The organism is Pediococcus damnosus, assembly GCF_001437255.1.
Lineage (GTDB): Bacteria > Bacillota > Bacilli > Lactobacillales > Lactobacillaceae > Pediococcus > Pediococcus damnosus.
Genome location: NZ_JQBD01000142.1, coordinates 1 through 2,872 on the forward strand (window position 1 = coordinate 1; position 2,872 = coordinate 2,872).

Consider the following 2,872-nt stretch of genomic DNA (forward strand, 5'->3'; position numbering starts at 1 on the left):
ATATTGATTAGACATGGAATTTCCCCATCTCGTATGGCTAATGATCTACGGACTTTACCTTTAAAAATTCAGAAAATTGCTTAGCTAAAAGCTTAATCTGATCGTTAGACAAATTAGCATAATCTAAATTGGCTTGACTGATGATTTGTTTACCTAGCCGTTGTTCAATCTTATTTTTTTCGTCCTTAATTTTTTGATTAAGGGCTTTTAATTTAGCTTCTTGTTTTTCTAAGTTACTTTGAGACATAACGATCCCTCCAATCATATTAGAAATAATCACCGAAACTATATCATATAGGAAACGTTAAGTCAAAGGATAAAAGTTGAAATAGCGAAGCGGAAGGCATACACTAAAAGTAAATTCAGGAGAATCAGCAGACCGAGTGAAACGAGGTCAATGCGCACTTACACGTCATCTTCGATGACGTTGTGCTAAACCCATTAAAACTTGTATTAGAAGTCGCCGTTGGCGACAACAAAATCAAACCCATAAACCCAAAGAAAGGTGGTGACCGACATGGCAATTTTTCACATGAGCTTTAGTAATATTAGTGCTGGAAAAGGAAGAAGTGCAATTGCTGGAGCAAGTTATCGAAGTGGCGAAAAATCATTCGATCAAAAAGAAGGTCGAAGTTATTTTTATGCTCGGTCGGTTATGCCAGAAAGCTTTATTTTGACACCAAAGAATGCGCCAGAATGGGCGAGTGATAGAGAGAAATTATGGAACGAAGTAGAAAGAAAAGACCGTCGAGCAAACTCACGGTACGCTAAAGAGTTTAACGTGGCTCTGCCAGTTGAATTAAGTGAAGATGAACAGAAAGAATTATTGACAAAATATGTACAAGAAAATTTTGTTAATGCAGGCATGGTAGCCGACGTGGCAATTCATCGCGACCACCCAGATAATCCGCACGCTCATGTGATGTTAACTAATCGGCCGTTTAATTCAGATGGAACATGGGGAATTAAGAGCAAAAAGCAATATATTTTAGATGATAATGGCAACAAAACATATACCGGAACTAGCAAGTACCCTAAGAGTAGAAAAATACTGATGGTCGATTGGGATAAAAAAGAAAAAATAACTGAATGGCGTCACAATTGGGCTACCGCGGTTAATCAAGTTTTAGAAGCTAAAAATTTACCAGACCGTATTAGTGAAAAATCATATGAAGAACAAGGAATTGATGAAGTGGCAACACAACACGAGGGTATCAATTCACAGAAAGAAAAGCGCCAAGAATTTAATCAAAATGTTAAGCAACAACGACAAGCCAAAGCAGAAGCAAAAAATACTAATGAAAAAATCCATAATGAACGCCGTATGCAAACCTTACAGCGCCATTATTCATTTGATGAAAAACGACTGGTTGCACAGTTGAGTAATCGACTAAAAACATTTGTTAGCTTAGAGAACCTAGATGAGAAGCAACGTATGCTATTTAATTGGAAAAATAGCACTATGATTAAGCAAGCAATTGGACAGGATATGACAAAGCAACTAATAACTATTAATCAACAAGAAAATTCATTAGCAGAAGCTAATCAGTTGCTAGATAAAGTAGTTAATCGAACAGTTAGAAAACTTTACCCTGATATTGATTTTGAACGGGTAACAATGGCAGAAAAACGTGAACTAATTAAAGAAACAGATAGTGAACAAAAGGTATTTGCAGGAAACGAATTAAAAGATCGCTTGGCAATGATAAGAACTAATATTATAAATCAACAAATTCTAACATTTACTAAGCGTCCATTCGTTAGTTGGTTAATGCTTGAAAAGCAAGAACAGCGAGTCAAGGAAAATACTAGCGATATTTTGGCTAAAAAAGGCTACCGCTTTAAAGATATTAAGCTAACAAAAGGTGCTTTACTAAACGGTTTTGAAGAAAATGAACAAAACGTATTAAAGCGAAGCATTAAAGAACTTTCAGCAATTAATGAAGTTAAAAAAGTGGTTGATACACAATACAACAGCGTTCTAACTAAGTCTTTTCCTGATATAGACTTAAACAAAGTAAAAATGACTGAAAAAGAGCGATTATATACGGCAGTTATTTATTACAATCCTGAGCTTCAACCACTGGAGAAACAGGATATAACCCGTCTAAAAAACAAGCCACCAGAAAAATTTACAACGCAAGAGCATGTACAAGGACTTGCTTATTTAAGCGGACAGGTTAAACCAGATGAGATTAAAAATGCTAATTTGTTACGTGTGTTGAACAATAGAGGCACACAACAGTTGTTTATTGGTGAAGCAGGACAAGATAAAAATATTTCTGCTAAGCAAATTGAACAGGCTAAGCAGGCAGTAAAACAACATAATTTAAGGAGTGATGATTTCCGAAAAGAGAATATAGAAGGGTACAGAGCCGTTAATTATAATGAAAATACTCCAATAAAGTATATGAGTACATTATTATCAGATGCCTTAATGAGCGTGCTTTATTCAAATACCCAAGATTATGAGCTGAACAAACAAAGGAAAGCACAAGAGGAATTGGAATACGAGTTAGATAAAAAGAAACGTCAACATCATAAACATGGACGTCGTGGTGGTACGATTCACAGATAAAGTAGTAGGCGAATTCAAAAATGTAAAAATATATAGTTACACCGTAACCATTTTCGTGAAAAAGCCTAGAAATAGGTGCTTTTTTATGTTTTGATGTTTGAGAAACGCATTATAAGCACGCTTTCAGTTAATAGATTAGGTAATTATCAACCAAATAGTTAATGACGACGTCTAAATTATTGATGTAATACGTTTATTTAAAATATTTAAAAAGGTGGGATCTAATTGAGTATATTTGATGAGTACTATGATGAACATAATTTGAGAGCGTAAAATATCTTGTGTAAATGCATA

2 protein-coding genes are annotated in these 2,872 nt (G+C 34.7%); one reads left to right on the top strand and one right to left on the bottom strand.

Translation table 11 applies throughout. From position 1 onward, the window contains the following. Window positions 1–37: 37 nt before the first annotated feature. Window positions 38–265 carry a hypothetical protein gene (locus tag IV84_RS10250; RefSeq protein WP_003555660.1) on the bottom strand — a complete coding sequence of 76 codons (228 nt, stop codon included), beginning with the start codon at window positions 263–265 and terminating at the stop codon, window positions 38–40. A 252-nt stretch (window positions 266–517) separates the two neighbouring features. Here IV84_RS10250 and mobQ point away from each other — a divergent pair, with 252 nt between their 5' ends. Further along, the gene (mobQ, locus tag IV84_RS10255; RefSeq protein ID WP_056986611.1) at window positions 518–2,578 is read left to right on the top strand and encodes a MobQ family relaxase; all 2,061 of its coding nucleotides are present in this window, start codon (window positions 518–520) and stop codon (window positions 2,576–2,578) included. Window positions 2,579–2,872 lie beyond the last annotated feature (294 nt).